Source organism: Janthinobacterium sp. EB271-G4-3-2 (assembly GCF_020858035.1).
GTDB lineage: Bacteria > Pseudomonadota > Gammaproteobacteria > Burkholderiales > Burkholderiaceae_D > Janthinobacterium > Janthinobacterium aestuarii.
Genome location: NZ_JACYMG010000013.1, coordinates 107,279 through 133,186, shown reverse-complemented (window position 1 = coordinate 133,186; position 25,908 = coordinate 107,279). Strand labels below are relative to the sequence as shown.

At 63.1% G+C, this 25,908-nt stretch carries 22 protein-coding genes; 9 read left to right on the top strand and 13 right to left on the bottom strand.

Going from position 1 to position 25,908, the window contains the following annotated elements; all coding sequences use genetic code 11:
* Positions 1–18 precede the first annotated feature (18 nt).
* Both IGS55_RS23450 and IGS55_RS23445 read right to left on the bottom strand, forming a co-directional pair.
* The gene (locus IGS55_RS23450) at positions 19–1,197 is read right to left on the bottom strand and encodes a pyridoxal phosphate-dependent aminotransferase (RefSeq protein WP_230517912.1); all 1,179 of its coding nucleotides are present in this window, start codon (positions 1,195–1,197) and stop codon (positions 19–21) included.
* An 83-nt stretch (positions 1,198–1,280) separates the two neighbouring features.
* Entirely contained in the window at positions 1,281–1,715 is a 435-nt protein-coding gene (locus IGS55_RS23445; RefSeq protein ID WP_230517798.1) for a putative toxin-antitoxin system toxin component, PIN family, read from the bottom strand.
* Positions 1,716–1,745: 30 nt separating this feature from the next.
* Here IGS55_RS23445 and yaaA point away from each other — a divergent pair, with 30 nt between their 5' ends.
* Positions 1,746–2,516: a peroxide stress protein YaaA gene (gene yaaA, locus IGS55_RS23440; RefSeq protein ID WP_230517799.1), complete on the top strand. Its 771-nt coding sequence runs from the start codon at positions 1,746–1,748 to the stop codon at positions 2,514–2,516.
* A gap of 35 nt (positions 2,517–2,551) precedes the next feature.
* On the opposite strand, the gene IGS55_RS23435 is transcribed toward yaaA, so the two are convergent.
* Positions 2,552–3,355 (bottom strand): outer membrane protein assembly factor BamD, encoded by an 804-nt coding sequence (locus IGS55_RS23435; RefSeq protein WP_086140734.1) that lies wholly within the window; start codon positions 3,353–3,355, stop codon positions 2,552–2,554.
* Positions 3,356–3,444: 89 nt separating this feature from the next.
* Between IGS55_RS23435 and IGS55_RS23430 the strand changes: the two genes are divergently transcribed.
* Both IGS55_RS23430 and pgeF read left to right on the top strand, forming a co-directional pair.
* Positions 3,445–4,470 carry an RluA family pseudouridine synthase gene (locus IGS55_RS23430; RefSeq protein WP_034755341.1) on the top strand — a complete coding sequence of 342 codons (1,026 nt, stop codon included), beginning with the start codon at positions 3,445–3,447 and terminating at the stop codon, positions 4,468–4,470.
* The gene (pgeF, locus tag IGS55_RS23425; protein ID WP_230517801.1) at positions 4,470–5,255 is read left to right on the top strand and encodes a peptidoglycan editing factor PgeF; all 786 of its coding nucleotides are present in this window, start codon (positions 4,470–4,472) and stop codon (positions 5,253–5,255) included. Before IGS55_RS23430 ends, pgeF begins: the two co-directional genes overlap by 1 nt.
* 16 nt (positions 5,256–5,271) lie before the next feature.
* Here the strand turns inward: pgeF and IGS55_RS23420 are convergent, their stop codons facing one another.
* Complete coding sequence (locus tag IGS55_RS23420) at positions 5,272–5,505, bottom strand: hypothetical protein (RefSeq protein ID WP_329958148.1); 234 nt, start codon at positions 5,503–5,505, stop codon at positions 5,272–5,274.
* A gap of 217 nt (positions 5,506–5,722) precedes the next feature.
* Here IGS55_RS23420 and phaC point away from each other — a divergent pair, with 217 nt between their 5' ends.
* Complete coding sequence (gene phaC, locus IGS55_RS23415) at positions 5,723–7,459, top strand: class I poly(R)-hydroxyalkanoic acid synthase (RefSeq protein ID WP_230517802.1); 1,737 nt, start codon at positions 5,723–5,725, stop codon at positions 7,457–7,459.
* Positions 7,460–7,684: 225 nt separating this feature from the next.
* Positions 7,685–8,248 (top strand): polyhydroxyalkanoate synthesis repressor PhaR, encoded by a 564-nt coding sequence (gene phaR, locus IGS55_RS23410; protein ID WP_010399000.1) that lies wholly within the window; start codon positions 7,685–7,687, stop codon positions 8,246–8,248.
* Positions 8,249–8,348: 100 nt separating this feature from the next.
* Here phaR and IGS55_RS23405 read toward each other — a convergent pair whose 3' ends face one another.
* Complete coding sequence (locus IGS55_RS23405; protein ID WP_230517804.1) at positions 8,349–9,944, bottom strand: hypothetical protein; 1,596 nt, start codon at positions 9,942–9,944, stop codon at positions 8,349–8,351.
* Positions 9,945–10,251: 307 nt separating this feature from the next.
* Here IGS55_RS23405 and rimO point away from each other — a divergent pair, with 307 nt between their 5' ends.
* Together rimO and IGS55_RS23395 are read left to right on the top strand one after the other, a co-directional pair.
* Positions 10,252–11,607 carry a 30S ribosomal protein S12 methylthiotransferase RimO gene (gene rimO / locus IGS55_RS23400; protein ID WP_128143344.1) on the top strand — a complete coding sequence of 452 codons (1,356 nt, stop codon included), beginning with the start codon at positions 10,252–10,254 and terminating at the stop codon, positions 11,605–11,607.
* Between the two features lie 113 nt (positions 11,608–11,720).
* Positions 11,721–12,887 carry a cystathionine beta-lyase gene (locus tag IGS55_RS23395; protein ID WP_230517805.1) on the top strand — a complete coding sequence of 389 codons (1,167 nt, stop codon included), beginning with the start codon at positions 11,721–11,723 and terminating at the stop codon, positions 12,885–12,887.
* A gap of 36 nt (positions 12,888–12,923) precedes the next feature.
* On the opposite strand, the gene IGS55_RS23390 is transcribed toward IGS55_RS23395, so the two are convergent.
* A complete protein-coding gene (locus tag IGS55_RS23390) occupies positions 12,924–13,286 on the bottom strand; it encodes a DUF4870 family protein (RefSeq protein WP_128142837.1) in 363 nt (120 codons plus the stop codon).
* 86 nt (positions 13,287–13,372) lie between these two features.
* Here IGS55_RS23390 and IGS55_RS23385 point away from each other — a divergent pair, with 86 nt between their 5' ends.
* On the top strand, positions 13,373–15,253 hold the full coding sequence (locus tag IGS55_RS23385; protein ID WP_230517807.1) for a serine hydrolase domain-containing protein: 1,881 nt from the start codon (positions 13,373–13,375) through the stop codon (positions 15,251–15,253).
* Positions 15,254–15,257: 4 nt separating this feature from the next.
* On the opposite strand, the gene IGS55_RS23380 is transcribed toward IGS55_RS23385, so the two are convergent.
* The 7 genes from IGS55_RS23380 to IGS55_RS23350 all read right to left on the bottom strand — a co-directional run bounded on the left by IGS55_RS23380 (position 15,258) and on the right by IGS55_RS23350 (position 23,484).
* Positions 15,258–15,515, bottom strand: coding sequence for a hypothetical protein (locus IGS55_RS23380; RefSeq protein ID WP_230517808.1), 258 nt, complete (start codon positions 15,513–15,515; stop codon positions 15,258–15,260).
* Positions 15,512–16,366 (bottom strand): DUF692 domain-containing protein, encoded by an 855-nt coding sequence (locus tag IGS55_RS23375; RefSeq protein ID WP_230517810.1) that lies wholly within the window; start codon positions 16,364–16,366, stop codon positions 15,512–15,514. Before IGS55_RS23375 ends, IGS55_RS23380 begins: the two co-directional genes overlap by 4 nt.
* The gene (locus IGS55_RS23370) at positions 16,356–17,276 is read right to left on the bottom strand and encodes a TIGR04222 domain-containing membrane protein (RefSeq protein WP_230517811.1); all 921 of its coding nucleotides are present in this window, start codon (positions 17,274–17,276) and stop codon (positions 16,356–16,358) included. The genes IGS55_RS23375 and IGS55_RS23370 overlap by 11 nt, the downstream gene beginning before the upstream one ends.
* On the bottom strand, positions 17,273–18,001 hold the full coding sequence (locus IGS55_RS23365; RefSeq protein WP_230517813.1) for a nucleotidyltransferase domain-containing protein: 729 nt from the start codon (positions 17,999–18,001) through the stop codon (positions 17,273–17,275). The genes IGS55_RS23370 and IGS55_RS23365 overlap by 4 nt, the downstream gene beginning before the upstream one ends.
* Positions 18,002–18,110: 109 nt before the next feature.
* Positions 18,111–18,953, bottom strand: coding sequence for a phosphoserine phosphatase SerB (gene serB / locus IGS55_RS23360; protein WP_230517914.1), 843 nt, complete (start codon positions 18,951–18,953; stop codon positions 18,111–18,113).
* 55 nt (positions 18,954–19,008) lie between these two features.
* Positions 19,009–22,452, bottom strand: a complete 3,444-nt coding sequence (gene mfd / locus IGS55_RS23355; protein WP_230517814.1) for a transcription-repair coupling factor — start codon at positions 22,450–22,452, stop codon at positions 19,009–19,011.
* Positions 22,453–22,539: 87 nt separating this feature from the next.
* A complete protein-coding gene (locus tag IGS55_RS23350; protein WP_230517815.1) occupies positions 22,540–23,484 on the bottom strand; it encodes a 5'-nucleotidase in 945 nt (314 codons plus the stop codon).
* Between the two features lie 340 nt (positions 23,485–23,824).
* On the opposite strand from IGS55_RS23350, the gene IGS55_RS23345 reads away from it, so the two are divergent.
* The gene (locus tag IGS55_RS23345) at positions 23,825–25,594 is read left to right on the top strand and encodes a methyl-accepting chemotaxis protein (RefSeq protein WP_230517816.1); all 1,770 of its coding nucleotides are present in this window, start codon (positions 23,825–23,827) and stop codon (positions 25,592–25,594) included.
* Positions 25,595–25,908: the final 314 nt, after the last annotated feature.

The following is a 25,908-nucleotide window of genomic DNA, read 5'->3' as shown; positions in this document are numbered from 1 at the left end:
GCCATGTTCAGTGCTCGGTTATATGCTGCGCAGGCGCTCGAGCGCCAGGCGCAAGGTCTCGTCTTTCTTGGCAAAGCAGAAGCGCACGATGCCCGACTCCTTGCCCTGCGTATAAAACGCGGACACGGGAATGGCGGCCACCTTGATTTGCGTCGTCAGCCATTCGGCGAACTGCGCTTCGGTCTCTTGCGAAATGGCATCGTAGCGCACGCACTGGAAATACGTGCCGTCGGCCGGCAGCAGGCTGAAGCGGCTGCCCGCCAGGCCGTCGCGGAACAAGTCGCGCTTGCGCTGGTAAAACGCGGGCAAGTCCAGGTAGGGCTGCGGGTCGGCCATGTAGCCGGCCAGGCCGTGCTGCATCGGCGTGTTGACGGTAAAGACGTTGTACTGGTGTACCTTGCGAAACTCCACCGTCAGTGCCGCTGGGGCGGCTACATAGCCGACTTTCCAACCCGTCACGTGATACGTCTTGCCGAAGCTGGACACGATGAAGCTGCGCGCCGCCAGTTCCGGGTTGCGCGCCAGCGACTCATGGCGCACGCCGTCGTACACCATATGCTCGTAGACTTCGTCGGACAGTATCAAGATTTGCGTGCCGCGCACGATGTCGGCCAGGGTGGCCACGTCGGCGGGGCGCAAAATGGTGCCCGTCGGGTTGTGCGGCGTGTTGATGATGATCAGGCGCGTCTTGCTGCTGACGGCCGCGGCCAGCTTGTCCCACGGCACGCTGTAGCCGTGTTCACCCACCTCCATGGAGACGAGCACGGGCACGCCGCCGGCCAGCGCGATGGCGGGCAGATAGCTGTCGTAGGCCGGTTCGATGACGATGACTTCGTCGCCCGGGTGCACGCAGCACAGGATGGCCGTGGTGAGCGCCTGCGTGGCGCCGGCCGTGACGGTGATTTCCGTGCCGGCATCATAGCTGTGGCCGTACAGGCTGGCGACCTTCGCGGCGATGGCCTCGCGCAGGGGCGCGGTGCCCGTCATCATCGGATACTGGTTGTGGCCGGCGCGCATGGCGTTGCTGACGAGGTCGACCAGTTCAGGCGCGCAATCGAAGTCGGGAAAGCCCTGGCCCAGGTTGACGGCGCCATGCTGGGCCGCCAGGCTGGACATGCGGGTAAACACGGTGGTGCCCACGAGAGGCAAGCGGGTGGTCAGGGCGGGAGTCGTGTAGGGCAGGGACGGGCTGTTCATGAACGGTAGGGGCGCGGTGCGGAAAGTGGAATCGTGTCCCATTCTAGCGCAGCGCGCCCCGTCGCGTGCGGGGCTTTAAAGGCTCAGCCTGGCAATGCCCAGCCTTCCGGCACCATGATCTTGAACATGCCGGCCTTGGCCGTCTTGCGGGCCAGTTTCAGCAGCGCCTTGTCCTTGGTGATGAGGATGTCGGCGTTGGCGTCGCGCGCCAGTTCGAGGAATTTCTGGTCATCCTTGTCCGTGCAGACGGGCAGGCGCACGCCGGAGACGGGCGGCGCCACGACTGTGATGTGGGCGTCGAAGCGGGCGGCGGCAACGGCACGGCTCGCTTCATCGAGCGGCAAATGCTTGTAGTGCAGCACGACCAGATATTCCGCGCGGCAATCTTCGCGCGTGATGGCATATACGGCGCCGCTTTCCATGGCCGCCAGCAGGCCCGCCCAGCGCGGGTCGTTGAAGACGAAGAGGTCGAGGCAAACGTTGGTGTCGAGGACGAGTTTTTGTGGAGCAGGTATCATGTCGGCAATTCTATTCTGTAGTGATAATTTATGTTGATCGTGCTTTCGCCCGCCAAGAGTCTCGACCTGGAGACGCCGCCAACAACCTCGTTGCACAGCACTCCCGATTTTCTCGCCCATTCCGCCCAGCTCATAGCCCGCATGCGCCAGTTTTCGCCGGCCGAAGTGGGCAGCCTGATGGGTATTTCCGACGCCTTGTCCGCCCTCAACGTGGCCCGCTACGCGTCGTGGACACCCCAGCTTGATGACGCGCGCCAGGCCATCATGGCCTTCAATGGCGACGTGTATGCCGGTTTCGAGGCGCGCAGCCTGCAGCCGGCCCAGCTCGACTATGCCCAGTCGCGCGTGCGCATCCTGTCGGGCCTGTACGGCTTGCTGCGCCCGCTGGACCTGATCCACCCGCACCGCCTGGAAATGGGCACGCGGCTGTCGACCACGCGCGGCAAGGATTTGTATGCGTTCTGGGGCGACACCATCACCAACGGCCTGAACCGCACGGCGAAGGAGCAGGGCGCGAAAGTGCTGGTCAACCTGGCTTCCGAAGAATATTTCAAATCCGTCAAGCCGCGCCAGCTGGACGTGCCCGTCATCGCACCCGTGTTCGAGGACTGGAAGAATGGCAAATACAAAATCATCTCGTTCTACGCCAAGCGCGCGCGCGGCATGCTGGCCCGCTATGCGGCCGTCAACCAGATCCGCGATCCCGAGCAGCTCAAGCAGTTCGACGTCGATGGCTACGCGTATGTGCCGGAAGCATCGAACGATACGAGCTGGGTGTTTCGGCGCAAGGTCGGTGAATAAGTAAAAAAACCGGGCTAGCCCGGTTTTTTCTTATCTTACTGCCAGAATTTCCACCACTTGCGTTCCTTGTTCACCCCTTCCGGGCTGAGGAATGCCGTGTTAGGGTAGTTCTTGGTCAGCACGCGCAAGGCATCGTCGCGCAGATCGGTCAGGCCCAGCTTGTCATACGAGCGGTACATGATGAACAGCGCTTCTTCGATGGCCGGCGAGGCGGAAAAGTCGCTGATCGTCGTTTGCGCGCGGTTGGCGGCGGCCAGGTAGGCGCCGCGGCGGTAGTAATAGCGCGCCACGTGTACTTCGTATTTCGCCATGGCGTCGATCAAATAGTTCATGCGGGCCAACGAATCGGGCGCATATTTACTATTCGGGAACTTGTCGACCAGTTGCTTGAAGGCGGCAAACGCTTCGCGCGTGGCTTTCGGATCGCGCTCGGTCGGGTCTTGCTCGTACAGGAAGTTCAGGAAGCTGATCTGGTCGTTAAAGCTGATCAGGCCACGCAAGTAGTACATATAGTCCACATTGGCGTGGTTCGGATGCAACTTGATGAAGCGTTCGACGGCAGCCAGTGCCTGCGCCTGGTCTCCCGACTTATAATACGCGTAAGCGATCTCCATCTGCGCTTGCAGAGCATAGTTGCCGAAAGGATAGTTAGCCTCCAGCTTCTGGAACAGGCCGATTGCAGCTTCATAGTGCTGCCCGGCCATTTCTTCACGCGCCTCCGAGTATAATTTCGTAACGGACCAGTTTTTGGTCTCATCCACTTTTTCAGGCAACAAGCTGCAAGCGGACATGCCGAGCAGAACGACTGAAGCGACTACCAACGATAATTTTTTTTGCATGACGTTTTGCAAGAAGGTTTTAACCAAGATTTTACAATAGGCTGATTATAGCCGATGGGAATGCTGTGATATTAACTCCGAAGCCTAATTTGGCTGACCCCGCGTTTGACTCCCTTTCTGACCATGCTGCCGAAGAGGCGTTTGACGGCGATTTTGCCGCCGACGACGTCTTCGAGGAAATGGCCCCGATTACATTGGAACTGACGCCGGACGCCTGCGGCCACCGCCTCGATAAAGTCATCTCCAAGCTGGTGCCGCAATACTCGCGCAGCCGCTTGCAATTGTGGCTGGAAGCCGGTTTCGTGACCGTCGATGGAAAAGTTGCCAAACGCAACATGACCGCCTATGGCGACGAGAAGATCGTCATTCTGCCGCAAAGCGCGCCGGAAGACGAGGCTTTTAAGCCGGAAGCGATGGAATTGAACATCGTGCACGAAGATGAGCATATCATCGTCATCAACAAACCGGCCGGACTGGTCGTGCATCCGGGCCCCGGCAACTGGTCGGGCACCTTGCTCAACGGCTTGCTGCACCACTGTCCGCAGCTGGCTGGCGTGCCGCGCGCGGGCATCGTGCACCGCCTGGACAAGGATACGAGCGGCCTGATGGTCGTCGGCAAGACCCTCGCTTCGCAAACGGACCTCGTGCGCCAGTTGCAGGCGCGCACCGTCAAGCGCGAGTATTTCGCGCTCGTGTGGGGCACGCCGAAAATGGCGGGCACCATCGATGCGTCCATCGCGCGCCATCCACGCGACCGGGTCAAGATGGCCGTCTCGGAGAATTTCACGGCCAAGCCCGCCATCACGCACTATGAATTGATCGGCAGCGGCGAACTCGACCGTCGTCCCGTGAGCCTGATGCAATGCCGCCTGGAAACAGGCCGCACGCACCAGATCCGCGTGCACATGCAGCATCTGGGCTTTGCGCTGGTCGGCGATTACGTGTACGGCAAGCAGCACCTGGTATCCGTCTTCTCGCGCCAGGCGCTGCAGGCGCGCCGCCTGGGTCTCGTGCATCCGGGCACCCTGGAAGCGTGCGAATGGATCGTGCCGCTGGCCGATGATTTCGCCGAGCTGATCGCCACGGCCGGCATTCCCGAGCCGGAACAGGTCTGATGATGGCGCCGTTGCCTTGCCTTCTACCCGATTGGCCCGGCTTGCCCGCGAACGTGGGCGCGCTGGCGACCGTGCGCGCGGGCGGCGTGAGCCAGGGGCTGTATGGTGACGGGCAGGGCGGCGGCGGCTTGAACCTGGGCACGCACGTGGGCGACGAACCCGCGCACGTGGCGGCCAACCGCGCGCGGCTGGCTGCCATATTGCCTGCCGAGCCCGCCTGGCTGTCGCAGGTGCACGGCGTGGCCGTGGCCGATGCTGGCAAGCTGGCCGGCCACGTGCCGGACGCCGACGCCAGTATCGCCGCCTTGCCTGGCGCCGTGTGCGTGGTGATGACGGCCGATTGCCTGCCGGTGCTGTTCTGTTCGACGGATGGCCTCGTCGTCGGCGCGGCCCATGCGGGCTGGCGCGGCCTGGCCAGCGGCGTCTTGCAGCGCACGGTGGACAGCATGCGGGCGCAGGGCGCGACGGACATCCTTGCCTGGCTGGGGCCGGCCATTGGTCCGCAGCAATTCGAAGTGGGTCAGGATGTGCCGCAAGCGTTCCGCGACGGCGCGCGCGACGACGCCGAGCGGCAAGTGTTGAGTTCGGCCTTCGTCGCCATCGCTGGCAAGCCGGGCAAATACCTGGCCGACATCTATGCGCTGGCGCGCACCATGCTGCTGCGCGATGGCGTGGCGCAAGTGGCGGGAGGGGAATATTGCACCGTCAGCGATGCGGCGCAGTTTTACTCGTACCGGCGCGATGGCGTCACGGGAAGGCAGGCCAGCTTGATCTGGCGCAAATAATCTGCACGGCAGACACTTATGTGTCTGCCGTTTTTGTTTTATCGTCTGCTGAGGCTTGGGCGCGCGCCTTTTGTTCCGCGATGCGCGCCGCCTTGCGTTTGCGTCGCCGCGAGCCCGTCAGATAGAATAGGATGGACAGGGGGATGACGCAGTACAGCAAGAAGGTCATCACCCCGGCGACGATGGACGGTTCCGTCAGCGCCATGAGGCCGACGACATAGATCCAGGCAACAGCGGTCATGAGCATCATTGGTATTGGCAATCAGTAAGAGTTTGCATGCAGTTGATATTAAAGTTTTCTATTTTTCGACTACGTTTCGACGCCGCGCAAAACCGTAGCGAGCGGAAGGGAGAGGTGGCTAAGAAGCGCAACCGTACGAAGGTACGGTGAGCATCGCAGGCCGCCTATACCGACGCGCAGTAGGTTTTGTTCGGCGTCCCCAATTCTTGAATGGACTTATATAGCTATGAATATGCCCGATCCTCAAATGATGACCAAGGAATGGATGGCGCAGATCAGCAATCCTGAGCAGTGGAAGACGTGGTTCAACATGGTACCGCAGCCCCAGGGCAATCCGATTGCCGGCATTTTGCAGGATGCGGGCGCCAGCATCAAGCCGGAAGCGATCGAGCAACTGAAAAATGCCTACGTGGCCAAACTGACGGGCTTGTGGGCCGACTTTATGGCCGGCAAGGCGCCGGAACTGAAAGACCGCCGCTTCGCCGCGCCCGCCTGGCACGCCAGCCCCCTGTCGGCCTTCAATGCGGCGGCCTATCTGCTGAATGCGGAGTTTCTCGGCGCCATGGCCGATGCCGTGGAAGCGACGCCGCACCAGAAGCAAAAGATTGCGTTTGCCGTGCAGCAAATCGTCGACGCCATGTCGCCCGCCAACTTTCTCGCCACCAACCCCGATGCCCAGCAAACCCTGATCGAGACCAAGGGCGAAAGCCTGGCCAAGGGCTTGAGCAATATGCTGGCCGACATGCAGAAGGGCCGCATTTCGCAGTCCGACGAATCGGCCTTCGAAGTGGGCCGCAACGTGGCCACCACGCCGGGCACGGTGGTGTTTGAAAATGCCCTGTTCCAGCTGATCCAGTACACGCCAAGCACCCCCACGGTACACCAGCGGCCGCTGTTGATGGTGCCGCCGTGCATCAATAAATTCTATATCCTTGACTTGCAGCCGGAAAACTCGCTCGTACGCTACGCGGTGGAGCAGGGTAATACCGTGTTCCTGATGTCCTGGCGCAATCCCGACATGAGCATGCAGCACCTGACGTGGGACGATTACGTCGAGCAAGGCGTGATCGAAGCCATCAAGGTGACGCAGGAAGTCTCGGGCCAGGACAAGCTCAATATGTTCGGCTTTTGCGTGGGCGGCACCATCGTCTCGACGGCGCTGGCCGTGCTCAAGGCGCGCGGCGAGAATCCGGCCGCCAGCCTGACCCTGTTGACCACCTTCCTCGACTTTTGCGACGCGGGCGCGCTCGACGTCTTTATCGACGAGCCGCAAGTGGCGCTGCGCGAGCAGACCCTGGCCAAGGGCGGCCTGATGTCGGGCCGCGACCTGGGCAGCACTTTCTCGAGCCTGCGGCCGAACGACCTCGTGTGGAACTACGTGCAGTCGAACTACCTGAAGGGCAAGGAGCCGCCCGCGTTCGACTTGCTGTATTGGAATGGCGACGGCACGGGCTTGCCGGGTCCCATGTTCTGCTGGTATCTGCGCAACACGTACCTGGAAAACAGCCTGAAAGTGCCGGGCAAGCTGACGGTGGCCGGTGAGCAGGTCGACCTGGGCAGCATCGACGCGCCCGCTTTCATCTACGGTTCGCGCGAAGACCATATCGTGCCCTGGGGCGCGGCCTACGCCAGCACGGCCTTGCTGAACCCGAAAAAACCGAAAGCCAACCGTTTTATCCTCGGCGCTTCGGGCCATATCGCTGGCGTGATCAATCCCGCCTCGAAGAAAAAGCGCAGTTACTGGAGCAATGACAAGCCACGTACGGCGAAAGCCAAGCCTTTGACTGCCGAACAGTGGATGGAAGGCGCGACCGAGCACGTGGGCAGCTGGTGGCCCGAATGGGCGGCTTTCCTGGCCGAACACGGTGGCACCCAGGTGAAGGCGCCAGGCAAACCGGGCAACAAGCGCCACGCGGCAATCGAGCCGGCGCCAGGGCGGTATGTTAAAGTCAGGGCGGACTAGTTTACAAAAGCTTCTCGCCTGACAAGAACGGCGTAATCTCCGGTCTTGTCAGGAATCTACTTTTAGTTGCGTTGCAATAAATGCGGGAATCTACTACCCTGATGTGCAATGGAGCCGTTTTCCACTCTATAATGGAAAACGTAGGCAGGTGCGAAAGCGGACCCTCGTTCGCTTTTTTTTCGGATTAACTCAGTATGCGCTGCGGCGCAATAAGTGGAACTTGTGATGAGTAGTGCAAAAAAAAGTATAGACCGCCTGATTAAAAAATATCCCAACCGTCGTCTGTACGACACGCAAACCAGTTCCTACATCACCTTGACGGACGTCAAGCAGCTGGTGTTGGACAATGAGGTGTTTACCGTCGTCGATGCCAAATCCAATGAAGATTTGACGCGCAGCATCTTGCTGCAAATCATTCTGGAAGAGGAAGCGAACGGCGCGCCGATGTTCTCGAGCAGCGTGTTGTCGCAGATCATCCGCTACTATGGCCACGCCATGCAGGGCATGATGGGATCCTACCTGGAAAAGAACGTGCAAGCGTTCACCGATATCCAGCACAAATTCACGGGCACGTCGGCCGGCAGCTTCGAAGGCAAGCCATTCAGCCCTGAAATGTGGACCCAGTTCATGAACGTCCAGGGCCCGATGATGCAAGGCATGATGAACAACTACATCGACCAGAGCAAGAGCCTGTTCGTGCAAATGCAGGAACAGATGCAGAGCCAGAGCAAGAATCTGTTCGGCACGTTCCCGTTCGTTCCGCCGGTGCCGCCAACCGACAAAAAGTAAGCCGCGGCCCATGCGGTCCACGCAACGGCACAGGAACTCCTGTGCCGTTGCGCTTTGCGGGTGCCACGCCGGCGGCTGCCGATGGCGAGTGCGGAAGCGCCTATCGTTTCAGTTGTTGCAGCGTGGAGAGCAGATCCTGGTTTGAATGCTCGAGCTTCCATTTCCTGGCATTGTCCATGGAGCTGTAAATGCTGACGTTACCCTTGAAATCTTCCTGGATGCTGAGAGCGAGGCCGGAGGGGAAAATCAATGGGGCGTGGCGCAGTGTGTATGGCGCATACGGCCCCCAGGTTTTACCTTCGTCGCTGCTGACCAGCAGTGCGCCCTCGTTATACATGCCGGCCTCCATCAGCAATCTGCCGTCATTGAGGGGCGCCACGGGCGACATCAGGACCTTGAATGGCGACACGATAGGCGTCCAGTCCTGGCCGCGATTCCGTGAAACATAGGCGTCCGGAAACCGTCCCGCCAGACCAGCCGCTACCAGAACGCTTTGCGTGCCATTGGCTTGATGGATAAACTCTGTCAAGCTTTTCTTGTGCGGGCTAGAGCGCTCGGTCAACTTGCCCGTGCTGTAGTCGAATTCGCCGATCACGCCGTTTTCCAACGCATAGCCGATGTGGCCCGCGTCTTGCCAGGTCCACAACAAGCCTGGGCCATGCAGCCACGACCCAGGCAAGGTGGAATGGTGCACGGATCGCCAGTCGCCAGCCTCCAGTTGATTCGCATGGAAAATGTTCAATGCGTTCCCCTTGCGATGCATCACGTACCAGCCATCCTTGGGGTTGCCACCGATGCGCAGCAGGTTGCCGGGCGGCAGGTTGCCTGCATCGACAGGGAACAGCTTGTCACTGTCACGCGCCTTGCGTAGCAGGGAGCCGGATTCGCCTACCGCGATCAACTCGGCATTGGGCAGGTCTACGGGAAACACGCAAGACAGCGACTCCACCGATGGGGCATTGATGATCTTCCATTGACCTTGCGTCGAGCGCATCAGGACAGCGCCCATGCGGCTGGCGGCAGCCACCCGGCCATCGGGCATTTCGGTGACGCACTCGGCCCCGGCCGGGTGGGCGCGGGCAAATTGCTCGACATTGTCCCGCGCGTGGTGTGGGGTGCTCCAGCCTGGGCTGGCAGCGGCGCCGAATAGCTTGCTGTAGTCGGGGGCAAAGCGCTGGATCAATTCCGCATTGGATACCGCCTGCGCGCTGCGACCGTATTGCACGCCGAAATCGCCGCGTGTCACAATCAGCCGCCCCAGATCCGCCGATCTTCCTGCTTCGATTTTGAAGCTTCCCACGATGGTCGAGTACACATGCAAGAGCTTGTTGGCCCGGGTGTCGATCAGTTCGACAAACTCATATTCGCCAGGCGGCAGGGCGCCAATAAACAGGGACGTATCGCCTGTCATCGCGCTCTCGACCTTTTTCATCACCAGGTTTGCGGAGACCAGCTTGAAATCACTGCGCTGTTCGCCCGCCACCACCCGGCGTAACTTGATCGTATTGAATCCGTAAATATCTTTGGTGTTCGACGTGATGCTGACCACCACCGGGGTCTCACCCGATTGTGCGCTCATTTTCAGTGGGTCAACGACCGACGTGTTGACGACGCAGCCGCTCAGCAGCAATACAGACATGCCGCAAGCCGCGGCAGCCATACGTCGCGCTTTCAGATTGGTAAAGGAAAAAGACATGGGGTGATTTAGTTTTTTAAAAAACAATTATATGTCAGGCCATTAATTTCTCTAAGGCATTATTTTTAATTTCTTGATACCGGTGATGCATGGTGGGGCCTTGTTCGGCCACTGCCTCGATGGCAGCGGCCGGAACAAAACGGCAGTTACAGCGTTGCAGATGCGCCAGCAAAAGAAGCCGGCCCTGACAGCAAGGGGCTGCTCGGGGTACAATAACCGATTCGCCTCACCATTTTACTAGCTGCCAACTATGTCTGAAATTCACCGTATTCCCGTTCCTTCCGCCCAGCCCGAGGCCATGCTGGCCATGCCAGGTGCGGCGCCGAAAGTGGGCTTTGTCTCGCTCGGCTGCCCGAAAGCGCTGGTCGACTCCGAACAAATCCTGACCCAACTGCGCGCCGAAGGCTACGAAACGGCGAAATCCTACGCTGGCGCCGATCTGGTGATCGTCAATACCTGCGGTTTTATCGATGCTGCCGTGCAAGAGTCGCTTGACGCCATCGGCGAAGCGCTGGCCGAAAACGGTAAAGTGATCGTCACCGGCTGTCTGGGCGCCAAGAAAGATGCTGCCGGCGACGACATCATCATGAAGGTACACCCGAAAGTGCTGTCCGTCACGGGCCCGCACGCCTTGGCCGAAGTGATGGATTCCGTCCACTTGCACCTGCCGAAACCGCATGCGCCATTCCTCGACCTCGTGCCGCCGCAAGGCGTCAAGCTGACGCCGAAGCACTATGCCTACCTGAAAATTTCCGAAGGCTGCAACCACCGCTGCAGCTTCTGCATCATCCCGTCCATGCGCGGCGACCTCGTCTCGCGCCCGATCGGCGAATTGATGATCGAAGCGGAAAACCTGTTCAAGTCCGGCGTCAAGGAATTGCTGGTCATTTCGCAAGACACGTCGGCGTATGGCGTGGACGTGAAATTCCGCTCCGGCTTCTGGAATGGCCGTCCCGTGAAAACCCACATGACGCAGCTGACGGAAGCGCTGGGCGAGCTGGCCAAGTCCTACGGCGCCTGGGTGCGCTTGCATTACGTCTACCCGTACCCGCACGTGGACCAGATCATCCCGATGATGAGCGGCGGCCACATCCTGCCATACCTGGACATTCCGATGCAGCATGCGCACCCTGACGTCCTGAAACGCATGAAGCGTCCGGCCAGCGGCGAGAAAAACCTCGACCGGATCCAGGCCTGGCGCGCCATCAACCCGGACCTGACCATCCGCTCGACCTTCATCGCCGGATTCCCAGGCGAAACGGAAGCGGAATTCGAGTACCTGCTCGACTTCCTCAAGGAAGCGCAGATCGACCGCCTCGGCTGCTTCGCCTATTCGCCTGTCGAAGGCGCGACGGCCAACGCCATCGCCAACCCCGTGCCGGAAGAGCTGCGCGAAGAGCGTCGCGGCCGCGTCATGCTGCTGCAGGAAGAAATTTCCAAGAAACGCCTGCAAGCCAAGGTCGGCAAGACCGTGCGCGTGCTGATCGATGAAGTCACCCGCTCGGGCGGCGTGGGCCGCTCGTCCGCCGACGCGCCGGAAATCGATGGCGTCGTGTATGTGAAGCCGCCATTCGAACCGCACCGCAAGCTGGCCGTGGGCCAATTTGTTGACGTGACCATTACATCAGCCGACGCGCATGACCTGTGGGGCGCTGCGGAATAAAAATTCTTCGCAGGTGTAACACTCTGTCATACGTACGGCAAGCAAGGGCATAAGCCCTTACAATCAAGGCGGATCAGCACAGGCTGATCCGCCTTTTTTTATTTCCCGACGCCATGACCACACCCAAATCTCCGCAAACCGCGCTGATCCACAGCGATTACCAGGCGCCGCAAGGCTTTGCCGCGTTCCCGAACGCTATCCACCATGCATCGACCGTGCTGTTCAAGGACGTGGCGGCCATGCGTTCGGGCGACTGGAAAGACAAGAACGCCTATACCTACGGCTTGCACGGCACGCCCACCACGTTCACCCTGGAAGCGCGGCTGGCCGAAATCGAAGGGGGCAAGTACTGCCTGCTGGCGCCGTCGGGCCTGGCGGCCATCGCCATGGCGGACTTCGCCCTGCTGAAAACGGGTGACGATGTGTTATTGCCGGAAAATATCTACAATCCGAACCGCGAGCTGGGGCGCTGGCTGTCGCAGGACTTCGGCATCACGGCCCGCTATTACGATCCGCTCATCGGCGCCGGCATCGCCGCCCTGATCCAGCCAAACACCAAACTGATCTGGACGGAAGCGCCCGGGTCCGTGACGATGGAAGTGCCGGACTTGCCCGCCATCTGCGCGGCCGCCCATGCGCGCGGCGTGCTCGTCGCCCTGGACAACACCTGGTCGGCCGGCCTGGCCTTGCGCGGCTTCGACCTGGGCGTGGACGTCATCATGCAGGCGCTGACGAAATACCAGTCGGGCGGCTCCGACGTGCTGATGGGCGCCCTGATCACGCGCGAGCGGGCGCTGCATGACCGCCTGGCGCGGGCGCATATGCGTCTGGGCATGGGCGTGGGGGCGGACGATGCCTATCTGGTGCTGCGCGGCTTGCCCACCATGAAGCTGCGCTTCGACGCGCACGACGCGGGCGCGCGCACGGTGGCCGCCTGGCTCAAGGGGCGCGGCGAGATCGCCACGGTGCTGCATCCGGCGTTCGCCGATTGCCCGGGCCACGCCATATGGCAGCGCGATTTCACGGGCGCGGGCGGCCTGTTTTCCGTGCTGTTCGATGCCCGCTACACGGAGGCGCAGACGGACCGCTTCGTCGATGCCTTGCAGTTGTTCAAGATTGGCTACAGCTGGGGTGGCGCGAACAGCCTGGTGATGCCGTACCGCATCGCCTCCATGCGCAAGGGCTGGCAGTTGCCGGGCCAGCTGGTGCGCCTGAACGTGGGACTGGAAGATCCGCAGGATTTGGTCGCCGATATCGAACGGGCGTTCGCGGCGATGTAGGCGGCGGCAAGCCGTTGGCTTGCCGCGAAGCACCTGTTACATGGGTACGGGCTTGTTGTTGTTCAGGTCAAGAAAGCCGCGCAGCAGGCGGTACGCTTTCCACAGCCAGGCCACGCCCCACACGATGATGGCCAGCGGAATGCCGATCAGCGTGACCCACAGGATGGCGCCGACGACGACCCAGGCCACATACCACCAGAAGGAACGGATCATCCAGCTGTGATGGCTGTGCACGAAGGTCCCGGCCGCCTCGTCCCGCTTCACATAATTGATGATGAGCGGAATGAAGGAAAACGCGCCCAGCGAAAACACGAAGCTGGCGCCATGTATCAGGTACAACCACCAGGCCAGGTTTTTGGTCTGCTGGAGTTGGGTATCCAAAATAATATCTTGTGACATAAAAGCTCCCGTCGTTGCTCAATTTTTAATTGTAACAAGCAAAGCGGCGCAGGAGCGCAGTCCATGGAAAAAGGCGGAATACATTGTTGAAACGAGATCGATATCCCACCTTTGCCGCGCGCGCCAGGTCGTGGCTGCAGCGCGCCGTGCCGGCCTTGCTGCTGTGCTGTGCCACCGTGGCTCATGCGGCCGGCCCCACCCTGGAGGCGGAGTTTGCCGCCGGCTTGAAGGACGAGGGTCTGGCGGGCGCCGTCTGGAGTGAAGTCTTGCCTGACGGAACAGTCAAAGTCGGCGCGTCCGGCTTGCGCGATGCCGCCAAGAACATACCCATGCAGGCGGATACGCGCATGCAGGTGGGCTCCGTGGGCAAGGTGGCGCTGGCGCTGGGTATCTTGCGCCTGGTTAGCGAAGACAAGCTCACGCTCGACACGCCCCTGCGGCAGGTGCTGCCGGAACTGGCGCTGAAAAACCCGTGGCAGGCCAGCGACCCCGTGCGCATCCGCCACCTGCTCGCGCATACGTCGGGCCTCGATAACGTGCGCTTCTGGCAGGCGTTCAGCCTGAACCCGGCGCCGGAGACGCCGCTGGCCGAGGCGTTTGACGGCGGGCGCAATCTGCTGCGCGTGCGCGCGCGGCCCGGCAGCCGCTATGCGTACTCGAACATGGGCTATGGCTTGCTGGGCATGGTGATCGAGAAGGTCACGGGCCAGCCGTATGAGCGCTATCTCGACGCGCAGCTGCTGCAGCCGCTGGGCATGGCGGACAGCACGTTTGCCTATGTTACGCAAATGAGCACCCAGGCGGGATCGCATGCGGACCCGCGCCTGGCCATGGGCCACTTCGAGCATGGCGTGGCGCAGCCGGCCGTACCCCAGTATCTGCGTCCGGCCGCGCAATTTACCACCACGGCGGCCGACATGGCCAGGCTGGCGCAGTTCCTCATGGGCGACGGCAAGCTGCAGGGCGCGCAGTTCATCGACCTGGCCCTGATGGGCGCCTTGTCCGAACCGGCCGGCACGGATGCGGCGCAGGCGGGCCTGGCAACGGGCCACGGCCTGGCGCTGGCCGTGCGCGACCGGCATAACGTGGTGGGTGCCTGCCATCCCGGCACGACTGTCGGTTTTCGCGCCATGCTGTGCATCTACCCGGAGCAGGACAGCGCCTTCTTCGTGGCCTTTAATACGGATGCGGAGCGGGCCGACTATGAACGCTTCAACCGCCTGCTGCTGCGCGACCTGGAACTGCCGCTGCGCGCGCCGGCCCCACGCGGCACGCCCGCGCCCACGGTGGAAAACTGGCAGGGCGTCTACGTGCCGTCGCCCAGTCCCATGGCCAGCATGGCCTGGGTCGACGCCGTCTTCGGCTTTACGCGTGTGAAATGGGATGGCGAGTCGCTGTTCCTGATCCCGTTCCAGGGCGAGCCGAAGGAACTGGAGCCGGTGGGCGGCCTGCTGTTCCGCGCCAGCGACCGCAGCACGCCATCGCACGTGCTGATGCAGGAGGATGGCAAGCATGTGCTCAGCGATGGCTTGCGCAGCTATGAGCGCGCGTCGATGCTGCGCATGCTGGTGCTGTGGGGCAGCCTGGCCTTGGGCGTGGCGGGCTTGCTGTACGTGCTGCTGGTGGGCGTGTGGCGCGCCGCGCGGCGCAGCCTGGGACGGGGCGACCACCTGTTCGCGCCTTTGCTGGCCATGCTGGCGCTGCTCTTGCCGCTGCCGTTTTTCTATTTCCAGTCCTACCTGCGCTTGGGCGACGTCACCAATGCCAGCGTGTTGCTGGCATTGGCGACGGGCGCGCTGCCGCTGGCGACGGCGTTCGGCCTGGCCCGCTGCTGGCGCAGCCGCGGCACGGCGGCCGCGGCGGGCCCGCTGGCGAAATGGGATTGGGTGGCCTTGCTGGCGGCCCTGCAACTGCTGCTGGTGCTGGCGTGGTGGGGACTGCTGCCGCTGCGGCTGTGGCAGCTGTAGGCTGTCAGGTCCAGGCGGCCAGCAGCTTGCGCCACCAGCGTTGCGCTGGTTTCGTCTGGCCACCGCGCCCGGCGCGCTTGGCGCGGTAGCTCGCCGCCGCCATCTGCAGGCCGATGCGGTCCATCGCCGCCATCGCCTCCGCTTCCTGCGGCGACAAGCCATGCAGCAAGGCTTGCGCACGGGGCTCGAGCAGGAAGGCGGCACGCAAGGCGTCGTCCGTGTACAGCCTTGCCAGGTACGTTTCCAGCGCGGGAGAACTCATGCGGCTCGCCCCGCGCGCAAGGCCGCGCGCGCCAATTCCAGCTGGCCCAGCACATGCCCGAACGACGGGTAATTGCCGTCGCGTTCGACGATCACCGTCAACGGTTGCGGTGCATGGCGCGCCAGCAACGTCAATAAATCGAAGACTTCGGGCGGCACGTCGTGCAGGTGGTCGTCCAGCAGGCGCTGGCCGCCGCCCGGCGCAGCGATCCAGTGGCCGCCGCTCAGGTGCACGGCGCCGACCCTGTCCAGCGGCAGGCGCAGCAGCAGTTCCTGCGGCGACTCGCCGGCATTGACGGCATTCGCATACAGGTTGTGCAGGTCGAGCAGCAGCGGCGCTTGCGCGCCGTGGATAATCTGCGCCACCCAATCGGCTTCGTCCATGGTGCTGGCCGGCGGCTGGACCAGGGTGGCGATGTTTTCCATCAGCGGCGTGCTGCCGACGATGCGCGTGGCCAGTGCGATATTGGCGATTGCGCCGGCGGCGCTGCGCGGCGTGCGCGGCGGTGCCGCCAGGTGGCCGATCTCGACGCCGCCGGCGCGCACGAAACTCAGGTGCTCGGACCACGATTCCGCCTGCACCGCTTGCATCAGGCGCGCCATCGCATGCAAGCGGCGCGGATCGGCGGGAATCGTCGAGGCCAGCCCCATGCCGACGCCATGCAGGCTGACCGGCACCTGGCGCGCCAGGCTGCGCAAGGCCGCGATGCCGGCGCGCGAGGCGCCGTAATAATCGTCGGCGATCACTTCCAGCACATCGATCCGCGCCAGGTTGGACAGGATGCCGGCGGCCAGTTCGCCGCGCCAGCCCAGGCCGACGCGGTCGCGCGTGGCGTCCTTGCTAACTGCCACAGCCGCCGCCACCGCCGCAACCGCCGCAGCCGCTGCCGCCGCCGTCACCGCCGCCGCCCGATGACGAATCGCCCGAGTCGCCCGTGCTGCTGGACGAGGAGTCGCCGCCGCCGTTTTGCCGCGGCACCGGATACAGCTCGGCGACATACGCGTACACGGACAAGGGCAGGGCGCCGATGCCGAAAATGGCGGCCAGCAGGGCCATGTCGGCGCTGCTGCTGCCCGCCTGCAGGCGCGCCGAGCGCATGTTCAGGCGGCCGAACAGCATGCGCAGGTCGGTCAGCAGCCGCTGCGCGCTCCAGCTGCTCGCCTGGGTGCGCAAGCCGCGCAGCATGAGGAGAAAAATCGCCAGCAGGACCGCCAGGAACAGCAGATTGTAGTGCTGGCGGCTGATGGCGATGACGGCTTTGACGCCGGCCACCGTCAGCAGCAGCCAGTGCGCGGCCCAGGTGATGCGTTCGCGCCGGCGCAGCAGCGGCGGGCCGACCAGCAATTCCTGCTGCGTCAACGCCTCCTGGTAGGCGCGGCACGACGGCAGCATGTCGGCCTGCACGGCCAGTTCCTTGCTGTGGCCCTGGCGGCCCAGGTACAGCCGCAGCACGTCGCGTTCGATGTCGTGGCTGGCAAAGCGCAGGCTGTCGGCGCTGGCCGTTTCCAGCAGCGGGCCGTCGGCGCGCAGCAAGCCGCGGTCGACCAGCACGATGGCGGCGATTTTCACGGCTTCGAGGGCGCCGCCACGCAAAAAAGCAATGCGGTAGGGATCATCGGCCAGCGACAGCTGGGCGTGCGGATTGCGCAATTCCATGCGGATCAGCAGCTCGCGCGCCAGGTAGTACACGAGCGCGCCGAAGATCAGGTAGGCCAGCAGGAATGATGGCCCGCTCCAGTCAAAAGGATTGAAGCCGTTCACCGCATCTGCTCCGCGTGCTCGCGCAGGCGTTCGGTAAGCGTCATCAAACCCGTAAAGGCGGGCAGGGCCTGCCCCGGCGCCAGGCGCGCTGTTTCGCGCGCGGCCGACATGGTGTGCAAAGCCGCGTGCAGGGCCGGGTCGCCCAGCTGGTCGACAAACGCTTCGAGCGCCTGCTTGCCGGACTGCGCAGGTTTGCCCTCGAGCTGCGCCAGCGAGGCCGCCGCCGAACGCAGCGGGCCGGCCGCGTCGGCGACGGCGCCGGCCAGCTGTTCTTCAGTCAGGCTCAATAGCATATAGCGTTCGCGCATGCGCAGCTGCTGGTTCAGCAGCACTTGCCGCAGCCGGCGCAGCACGGCGTCGCGGCTCGTGTGCAGGCTGGCGAATGGGTCAACGCCATGCAGCACCCGGTGGCGCGCGATGATGTCGGCGAACTTGACGGCGAAGGCGTCGGCGGCCTGCGGCAATTCGCTTTCGAGCAGGAACATCACTTGCAAATCGATGGCGGCGTGCGCCAGGCGCAAGGGGCCGCGCAGCGCATCGGCCGCCTGCGGCGTAAAGCGCTTGAGCAGCAACAGCAGGTTGACGTCGGAGGTGGCGCGCAGCTGGCCATCGGCGGCCGAGCCAAACAGCACGGCGGCGGCCAGGTCGGCGCCGAAGGCCGTTTGCGCGGCGGCGACGAATATATCGAGGTGGCGTTGTATTTCTTCTGGCAGCGGTGGCGGCATGCGGTGTTCTTTCACGATGGGCTGGCGGGGTGATCACAAGTTTGCAATATAGCAAACTTGTGCCACCGCGCGCGCACCGCCCACCCGATAGCCCTAACCTGGCGCCGGCTCAGCTCAAGACGTTCAGCAAACCGTCGAGTCCGACAAAGTTCAGCGCCACGTCGGCCTGCGAGCGCACCACGGGCTTGGCGCGGAAGGCGACGGACAGGCCGGCGATGCCCATCATTTTCAAGTCATTGGCGCCGTCGCCCATGACGATGGCCTGCGATGGCGTAATGCCCATCTCCGCGCACACGCGCTCCACCGTGCGCTGTTTTTCCTCGGCGTCGACGATGCCGCCCAGGACTTTGCCCGTCAGCTTGCCGTCGACGATTTCCAGTGCGTTCGCATGCGTGTAGTCGAGGCCCAGGCGTTCCTTCAGGCGTTCGGTGAAGAAGGTAAAGCCGCCCGACACCAGCAGGGTTTTCAGGCCGGCCTTTTGCACGGCCGCCAGCATGGCTTCCGCGCCCGGCGACAGCTTCAAACGTTCGTCGTAGACGCGCTGCAGGGCCGACGCATCGAGGCCTTCGAGCAGGGCCACGCGCTGTTTCAGGCTGGCCGCAAAATCGAGTTCGCCGCGCATGGCCGCTTCCGTGATGGCCGCCACTTGCGGTTTCAATCCCTGCATGTCGGCGATTTCATCGATGCACTCGATGGTGATCAGGGTCGAATCCATGTCCATCGCCACGAGCTTGAATTCGCTGAGTTCACGCTGTCCCATCATGTAGGTGGCGTCCAGCTGCGCCGCCTGGGCCGCCACTTCGATCGTGGGGCGCAGCGCGGGCGAATAGGCGATCTGTTCGCAGCGCACGGCGTTCGGACCGAGGCGCGTGACGGACGTCGGCGCGGCCAGCGCGGCGATGCGTTCGAGGCGGGCGCTATCGCCGTCCAGGCCCTGCAGGATCAGATTCATGGTGATGGTCTTGGTATTGGTCATGGGACAGTCCTGCATTAATTATCGAAATGGTCTACACCGTCAATTGCTTGATGGTGGTCTTGATCTGCGTCACGCGCGCGGCCAGGTCCGGCATGGCGGCCGTGATTTTCAGCTTGTCCTGGCCATGCAGCTTGATATGGCGGTTTTTCTGGATCAGGTCGATGATGCGCATCGGATCGATCGGCGGCTTGGCCATGAATTGCAGGGTGGCCGCCTCGCCATGCACGTCGATCTTGACGATGCCCACGGTTTTCGCCGCGATGCGCAGCCGGTGCGTCTCGACCAGCGCCTTGACGGCGTCGGGCAGCTTGCCGAAGCGGTCGATCAGCTCCTCCTGGATATCGTCGATCTTTTCTTGCGTGGCGCAGTTGGCCAGGCGCTTGTAGATCGACAGGCGCTCGTGCACGTCGCCGCAGAAGTCCGCGGGCAGCAGGGCCGGCACGTGCAGGTTGATCTCCGTGGTCGAGGCCAGCGGCGCGGCCAGGTCCGGCTCCTTGCCCGCTTTCAGCGAGCGCACGGCTTCGTTGAGCATGTCCGAATACAGCTGGAAGCCGATTTCCGTCATTTCGCCCGACTGGCTCTCGCCCAGCACTTCGCCGGCGCCGCGGATTTCCAGGTCGTGCATGGCCAGGTAAAAGCCGCTGCCCAGTTCTTCCATCTGCTGGATGGCGTCCAGGCGGCGCTGTGCCAGCTTGGTGAGTCCCTGCACGTCGTGCACCAGCAGGTAGGCGTAGGCCTGGTGATGCGAGCGTCCCACACGGCCGCGCAGCTGGTGCAGCTGCGCCAGGCCGAACTTGTCGGCGCGGTGCATGATGATGGTGTTCGCCGTCGGCACGTCGATGCCCGTTTCAATGATGGTCGTGCACAGCAGGATGTTGAAACGCTGGGCGACGAAGTCGCGCATGACTTTTTCCAGGTCGCGCTCGTGCATCTGGCCGTGCGCCACGGCGATGCGCGCCTCGGGCAGCAGTTCCGTCAGCATGGCCAGGCGGTTCTGGATGGTTTCCACCTCGTTGTGCAGGAAGTAGATCTGGCCGCCGCGTTTGAGTTCGCGCAAACACGCTTCGCGGATGATGGCTTCGCCCTCGCTGCGCACGAACGTCTTGATGGCCAGGCGCTTTTGCGGCGCCGTGGCGATGATGGAAAAGTCGCGCAAGCCTTCCAGCGCCATGCCCAGGGTGCGGGGGATGGGCGTGGCCGTCAGGGTCAGCACGTCCACTTCCGCGCGCAAGGCTTTCAAGGCTTCCTTCTGACGCACGCCGAACCGGTGTTCCTCGTCGATGATGACGAGGCCCAGGCGCGTGAATTTCACGTCGTCCGACAGCAGCTTGTGCGTGCCAATGACGATGTCGATGGTGCCGTCGGCCATGCCCTTGAACGCCTGCGTGATCTCCTTGCCTGTGCGGAAGCGCGACAATTCCGCGATGCGCACGGGCCAGTCGGCGAAGCGGTCGGCAAAGGTTTGCGCATGCTGCTCGGCCAGCAGGGTGGTGGGCGCCAGGATGGCCACCTGCTTGCCGCCCATGACGGCGATGAAGGCGGCGCGCAGCGCCACTTCCGTCTTGCCGAAGCCGACGTCGCCGCAGACGAGGCGGTCCATCGGTTTGCCCGAGGTCATGTCCTTGATGACGTTGTGGATGGCTTCTGCCTGGTCCGGCGTCTCGTCGAAGCCGAAGCTGTCGGCAAAGCGCTGGTAGTCGTGCGACGAGAATTCGAACGAGTGGCCCTGGCGCAGCGCGCGGCGCGCATACAGGTTGAGCAGCTCGGCGGCCGTATCGCGCACCTGTTCGGCCGCGCGTTTCTTCGCTTTTTCCCACTGGCCCGAACCGAGCGAGTGCAGCGGCGCGTCTTCCGGCGACGCGCCCGAATAGCGCGAGATCACATGCAGCTGCGACACGGGCACGTACAGCTTGGTGTCCTTCGCGTATTCGAGATGCAGGAACTCCGTCTCGCCTTCGCCCAGGTCCATGCTGGTCAGGCCCATGTAGCGCCCGATGCCGTGGTTGATGTGCACGACGGGGTCGCCGATTTTCAGCTCCGACAGGTCGCGTACCATCGACTCGACTTGCGTCACGCCTTCCTGTTTCTTGGTGCCGACCCGGCGGCCGGAACCGGCGTACAACTCCGTCTCCGTGATGAAGGCCAGATTGCCCTCGGGCCGGAACAATTCGAAACCCGCGTGCAGCGGCGCCACGCCCAGCATCAGCTTGGCGTCGGATTGCAGGAAGCCGTCGCTGCCTTCGACGGGCGTCAGGTGCAGATCGTATTCGGTGAAGTATTGCTGCAAGGTTTCGCGGCGGCCGTTCGATTCGGCGCAGATCATCACGCGGCGGCCCGATTGCAGCAAATAGCTGCGCAGATTCGCCAGCGGATCGTCGGCGCGGCGGTTGACGGCGATGTTCGGCACGGGCGCCGACAGTTCGGACGCCAGCGCGTCGTTCGACTTGGCGATCGCCAGGCGCGCATACGGCTTGGCCAGGCCGAAGAACTGCTCGTCGGACAGGAACAGCGATTCGGGCGGCAGGATGGGCCGCTCGCGGTCCGCCTTCAGGAAGCGGTAGCGCGACTGGGTATCGGTCCAGAAGCGGCCAATGGCGGCGTCGATCTCGCCCACCAGGGCCAGCGAGGCGTCGGGCGGCAGATAGTCGAACAGGGTCGCCGTCTGCTCGAAGAACAGGGGTAAATAATATTCGATGCCGGCCGAGGCGATGCCGCTGCTGATGTCCTTGTAGACGACCGAGCGCGATGGATCGCCTTCGAACTGTTCGCGCCAGCGGTTGCGGAAGGTGGTGCGGGCCGCTTCGTCCATGGGGAATTCGCGGCCCGGCAGCAGCCGCACTTCGTGCACGGGATACAGCGAGCGCTGGGTGTCGGCGTCAAACGTGCGGATGGTCTCGATGGTGTCGCCGAACAGGTCCAGGCGGTAGGGCAGGCTTGAGCCCATGGGGAACAGGTCGAGCAGGCCGCCGCGCACCGAGTATTCGCCCGGCGACATCACTTGCGACACATGACTGTAGCCGGCCAGGGTCAGCTGCGACTTCAGCCGCGCTTCGTCAAGCTTTTCGCCCTTCTTGAAGAAGAAGGTGTAGGCGGCCAGGAACGATGGCGGCGCCAGGCGCACGAGCGCCGTGGTGGCCGGCACGATCAGCACGTCGCACTGGCGCGTCTGGATTTCATGCAAGGTGGCCAGGCGCTCGGAGACCAGGTCCTGGTGCGGCGAAAACGCGTCGTAGGGCAGGGTTTCCCAGTCCGGCAGCAGATGGCAGCGCAGCTCCTTGCCGCCAAACCACGGGATTTCATCGAGCAGGCGCTGGCCGTCGCTGGCCTGCGCCACCACCACGGCCAGCATCTGGCCCCGCGCTTTCAAGGCCAAAGCGGCCAGCGCCAGGGCATAGGCGTCGGATGAACCATACAGGGCGGGCAGCGCATAGCGGTTGCCGGGCTTGGGGAGGGCTTTTGTTAAGTCTAAGGACATGCAGGCGATGACACTAGTGGCAGAGGCAGTTGAATGGGACAGCTGTGGTGCGCGCCGCGCCGCCAGTGACGGCGCTGACAGGCAGGATTATAGACCATCGCCCGCGCGCGCATTGGCAACGCCGAAGGGAACATGCACCATCGGGATGGTGCCGCCCGCCGATTTGAGGTGGCTCAGCTGGTCGTCGAAGAAGATATGCGGCTTGAATACGGCCAGCACGCGCGACTTGTCCATGCCGCCGAGGAAAAACGTCTCGTCGGCCGCCACGCCCCAGCTTTTCAGGGTCGTCACGACCCGTTCGTGCGAAGGCGCGTTGCGGGCCGTGAGGATAGCGATGCGCAGGATTTTTTTATAGCCGGGGTCGCGCCGCTGCGCCCTTTCTTCCAGGCGCTGCATGGTGGCCAGCTTCTGGAACAGGCCGGCCAGCGGGCCGGGGCGGTGCGGCGTGCCCACGTTCAGGGTTTCATGGGCGTGGAATTCGTCGACGTCGTTGTTGCGCTTGAAGACGGTTTCCGCTTCGTCGTCGGCGATCACGCCGTCGAAATCGAAGGCCACGCGCAATTCCTCGTCGTCCTCGTCGTCTTCCGTGCGCGACGGCAGCACCAGGCCGGCCGGGTAGTCGCAGGCCAGGGCGCTGCGCACGTCGCTTTCATTCGCGCTGAGGAACAGCGAGGCGTTGAAGGCGGGCAGGTAAGGGTAGGGCGACTTGCCCGTCATGAAGGCGGCGCGTGAAATGTCCAGGCCGTAGTGGGCGATTGAATGCATGACGCGCAAGCCCGTTTCCGGCGAATTGCGCGAAAACAGCACCACTTCCACGGGCGACTGGCGCGGATGGTGCTTGTTGATGTTCAGGAAACGGCGGATGAAGGGGAAGGCCACGCCGCGCGGCAGGACCGTGTCGATATGCGTTTCCTGATACTTGCGGTACTCCTCGGGGCCATTGTCGAGGTAGACCTGGTGCGATTCGGCCAGGTCGAACAGGGCGCTGGAAGCGACCCCGATCACCAGTTTGTGTTCGATAGGATAAGCCATGGTCTGCCTGTTGTTTGCTTGTTGCTCATCTTATACGACTATCAACTGCGTAGCCAATAGTGAAGCACGGTCACTTTTTGCACCAAAGCGGGGCGCCATGTCAATTTTTTTGACCGCTGTGCAATACGCGCCACAGTAAAGAAATAAATCTTGTCTTGTATCAAGTATGAGGCAGCCAGCGCGCCCGTTTTCCACTATGCTTCCACTTATGAAATCTCGCCAATTGTAACGAAGCGTACGCCCTATCCCCGCCGCCTTTATACAAGTGTCAGCTGTTTTACTCGAACATGCCAGCCCCGACTTCGCCAGCAGTCTTCGTGACTTTATAAAGGACCTAGCCATGTTTAAGAATTTACTGATCAAATGGAAGCTGGCGACGCTTGTCGCCGTGATGATGGTGGCATTGCTGGTGGTGGGCGTCAGCGGCTATTCGGGCATCGCCACGGTCGGCCGCGCCGTCAATGAAATCGGCGTGGTGCGCCTGCCGTCGATCCAGGGCCTGATGATGATGAGCGAAGGCCAGACGGCCGTCGCCGCCGCCACCCTGACGGCCGCCATCTATGAAAACAATTACCAGGCACAGGACAAGTTCGCCGAAGCGCTGCAACTGCGCACCAAGGCCTGGGCGAATATCGAGGCGGGCCGCAAGCTGTACGAGCCGCTGCCGCAAACCCCCGAGGAAGCCGTGCTGTGGCAGCGCTTCCAGGGCGAGTGGGCGGCCTGGAAGGGGGACGACGACAAGGTGCGCGCCATCTTGCGCCAGCTGGCCGACAACCGCGACGAGCAGCGGCAGAAAGAGCTGTTCGTGGCCTTCTACCAGCAGTACCAGGATTCCCGCAGCCTGTTCGTCAAGGCCGAGGGCACGCTCAACGAGATCATCAAGCTCAATAACGGCGTGGCCGATGCCAGCGTCAAGGATGGCAGCGCGGCCGTGATCCGCTCGGAAAGCCTGATGGTCATCCTCGGCTTGCTGGCTTCCGCGCTGGGCATCGGTTGCGCCGCCTACATCACGCGCGCCATCACGCAGCCGATCAATGCGGCCGTGAAAGTGGCGCAGACGGTGGCCTCGGGCGACCTGACCAGCCAGATCGAAGTGCACACGACGGAAGAAACGGGCCAGCTGCTGCGGGCGCTGAAGGACATGAATTCCAGCCTGGTCAACATCGTCGGCCAGGTGCGCAGCGGCACGGATACCATCGCCACGGCGTCGTCGGAAATTGCCAGCGGCAACCTGGACCTGTCCTCGCGCACGGAAGAGCAAGCCAGTTCGCTGGAAGAGACGGCGTCGTCGATGGAAGAACTGACGTCGACCGTGCGGCAGAACGCCGACAATGCCCAGCAGGCGAATCAGCTGGCGCTGAACGCCTCGGGGGTGGCGGTCAAGGGCGGCGCCGTGGTGGGCAAGGTGGTCGAGACCATGGACGCCATCAACGATTCGTCGCGCAAGATCGTCGACATCATTTCCGTCATCGACGGCATCGCCTTCCAGACGAATATCCTGGCGCTCAACGCCGCCGTGGAAGCGGCGCGCGCGGGCGAGCAGGGGCGCGGTTTCGCCGTGGTGGCCACCGAGGTGCGCAATCTGGCGCAACGCTCGGCGGCGGCCGCCAAGGAAATCAAGACGCTGATCGGCGACTCCGTCGTGGCCGTCGATACGGGCAGCAAGCTGGTGGCCGAGGCGGGCAGCACGATGGCCGAAATCGTCGCCAGCGTGCAGCGCGTGACGGACATCATGGCGGAAATCAGCCTGGCCACGCAGGAGCAAAGCTCGGGCATCGACCAGATCAACCAGGCCATCGGCCAGATGGACCAGGTGACGCAGCAAAATGCGGCCCTGGTGGAAGAGGCGGCCGCTGCGGCCGAATCGCTGCAGGAGCAATCGGGCCAGCTGGCCCAGGTGGTCAGCGTCTTCAAGCTCGATGGCGCGCAGGCGCCTGCCGCGCGCGCAAACGCAAAGCCGGCCGCGCCACGCGCCGTGGCCGCCAGCGCCGCGCTGAAGCGTCCGGCACCGCGCCCCGTATCACCCCCCAATTCGGGCCGCCCGGCCCTGCACGCCGTGACGTCCCAGCGCCAGAGCGCGCCGCGCGACGACGAGTGGGAAGTGTTTTGATCGATTGACGGCGCCCGCATGCGCTACCGGACGGCCGCCTTGCGCGGCCGTTTTTACAGGCGTGCACAGATGCGTACTGCGGTTACTACTTACTAAAAAAACAGCGTTATAAAAATAGCTGTTTTGTCATCTAAGCAAATCTTTTCAAAACTTAACGCGACATTGCCTGTGAGATAACTCACACTGCCAGCCGTACCACCCTTGTTCCCGCCTCGGCCACATCCCGGCTGACCCTTCCGCCTGCTGCGTCCGGCCATACCTGGCAGGCGGCAGCCATTGCCGTCAGCCTTGCATGCGAGCCCGGCGCGATGACC

Excerpts from the sequence above, each read along its gene's own strand:
- IGS55_RS23405 (WP_230517804.1), bottom strand. The coding sequence starts at position 9,944 with ATGTCTTTTTCCTTTACCAATCTGAAAGCGCGACGTATGGCTGCCGCG.
- IGS55_RS23390 (WP_128142837.1), bottom strand. The coding sequence starts at position 13,286 with ATGTCACAAGATATTATTTTGGATACCCAACTCCAGCAGACCAAAAAC.
- IGS55_RS23350 (WP_230517815.1), bottom strand. The coding sequence starts at position 23,484 with ATGGCTTATCCTATCGAACACAAACTGGTGATCGGGGTCGCTTCCAGC.
- IGS55_RS23435 (WP_086140734.1), bottom strand. The coding sequence starts at position 3,355 with ATGCAAAAAAAATTATCGTTGGTAGTCGCTTCAGTCGTTCTGCTCGGC.
- rimO (WP_128143344.1), top strand. The coding sequence starts at position 10,252 with ATGCCAGGTGCGGCGCCGAAAGTGGGCTTTGTCTCGCTCGGCTGCCCG.
- yaaA (WP_230517799.1), top strand. The coding sequence starts at position 1,746 with ATGTTGATCGTGCTTTCGCCCGCCAAGAGTCTCGACCTGGAGACGCCG.
- IGS55_RS23420 (WP_329958148.1), bottom strand. The coding sequence starts at position 5,505 with ATGATGCTCATGACCGCTGTTGCCTGGATCTATGTCGTCGGCCTCATG.
- pgeF (WP_230517801.1), top strand. The coding sequence starts at position 4,470 with ATGATGGCGCCGTTGCCTTGCCTTCTACCCGATTGGCCCGGCTTGCCC.
- IGS55_RS23450 (WP_230517912.1), bottom strand. The coding sequence starts at position 1,197 with ATGAACAGCCCGTCCCTGCCCTACACGACTCCCGCCCTGACCACCCGC.
- IGS55_RS23395 (WP_230517805.1), top strand. The coding sequence starts at position 11,721 with ATGACCACACCCAAATCTCCGCAAACCGCGCTGATCCACAGCGATTAC.
- IGS55_RS23365 (WP_230517813.1), bottom strand. The coding sequence starts at position 18,001 with ATGCCGCCACCGCTGCCAGAAGAAATACAACGCCACCTCGATATATTC.
- phaR (WP_010399000.1), top strand. The coding sequence starts at position 7,685 with ATGAGTAGTGCAAAAAAAAGTATAGACCGCCTGATTAAAAAATATCCC.
- IGS55_RS23345 (WP_230517816.1), top strand. The coding sequence starts at position 23,825 with ATGTTTAAGAATTTACTGATCAAATGGAAGCTGGCGACGCTTGTCGCC.
- serB (WP_230517914.1), bottom strand. The coding sequence starts at position 18,953 with ATGAATCTGATCCTGCAGGGCCTGGACGGCGATAGCGCCCGCCTCGAA.
- mfd (WP_230517814.1), bottom strand. The coding sequence starts at position 22,452 with ATGTCCTTAGACTTAACAAAAGCCCTCCCCAAGCCCGGCAACCGCTAT.
- phaC (WP_230517802.1), top strand. The coding sequence starts at position 5,723 with ATGAATATGCCCGATCCTCAAATGATGACCAAGGAATGGATGGCGCAG.
- IGS55_RS23445 (WP_230517798.1), bottom strand. The coding sequence starts at position 1,715 with ATGATACCTGCTCCACAAAAACTCGTCCTCGACACCAACGTTTGCCTC.
- IGS55_RS23380 (WP_230517808.1), bottom strand. The coding sequence starts at position 15,515 with ATGAGTTCTCCCGCGCTGGAAACGTACCTGGCAAGGCTGTACACGGAC.